Source organism: Oleiphilus sp. HI0117 (assembly GCF_001635235.1).
Map to the genome: position 1 here is coordinate 1 of NZ_LWGA01001237.1, position 1162 is coordinate 1162.

Genomic DNA, 1162 nt, shown 5'->3' on the forward strand with positions numbered 1-1162 from the left:
TTCTATTAGAAACCCCAGTAGGTCGTCCTACTGGGGTTTTTTATTGCCTGGAAGAAAGTATTGTAAGTAACTCACTTTCGTTTTAATTATGTGAGCAGGTTCTTATCTTGTTGTTTGATTTGTGAACGACTGTAAAGTTTTGACTCGCAAGACATGATTTAATTAATTATTGGGTATACTTCCCTAACTTCTAATAAATCAGGACGCTGATTTCAACTATGAATGCATCTACAAACAACAAAATTGCTTTGTTATTTCTATCGCTAATGATGGCTAGTAGTACGAAGATATATGCAGAAATGCAGTCGCTATCTGACAGTGATTTATCTGAGGTCGATGGCCAAGGCATCGGTTTAGTGATGGATGACTTTATTTTCAGTCACGGCCATAATCCAAGCGAAGGCAAGGTATTCAGGATTAGTGGTGTAACTAACAGTGCTGGAGAAGACGTTGTAATCAACGTTAATCAAATGTATATCGCGCGTGCAGGTAGTAATTATGGGGAGACTCTAGAGGGTGTAAATCTAGGTAGGCTAACTAACCCATACGAAATTGATTTATTAAATGGTGATGACCCTGATATTGGCTTACCCGGAGAGGCGGTACTTGAATTTGCGGCACCTAGGAAGGTTTTAGATACTGCTCAAGGTTATGACTGTTTGACTGGTGCTGCAGGTGGGGAGTGTTCTAGTAGACCTTCATCTGCTGAATGGGTAAATGGGGAGAGGCCAGATCTTGGCTTAGAACTTGAAATTAATGATGGTGCTCTTGCAAGCAATTTAAACATCAATGTTGAAAGTGCCGTGTTTGACGGGTCTTACTTGCGCTTGTGGGGCGATGACGGGGAAGAGCGTATGGCAGCAGAGTTTCGTCTTAACTTTTATTCTCCCTCCATTGAGGTAAGTACTTGTGAGCAAATTAATCAAGGTTGCTCATCTAGCATTAAAATGTCCAACTTCCAAATGGAGTTGGCTTTAGGTCACACGTTCCAGCCCTTATACATCGGGGTAGATGGATCTAGCAATCTACCAACAAGCGGTGGGCTTACTCTTCAAATAGCGAAAATTACACATCCATATATGGATAAGATTAATGTTGTTGATGGTTCATACGATTTAGCTGACCCGGATGCTGTCGCAGCGCATGACTTTTTTCACGATTA

Annotated in this window: 1 protein-coding gene; it reads left to right on the plus strand. The window is 41.2% G+C overall.

Features of this window, described 5'->3' with window-relative positions:
- Nucleotides 1–218 precede the first annotated feature (218 nt).
- On the plus strand, nucleotides 219–1162 hold a 944-nt coding region (locus A3757_RS21505; protein ID WP_068740264.1), incomplete at its 3' end, for a hypothetical protein.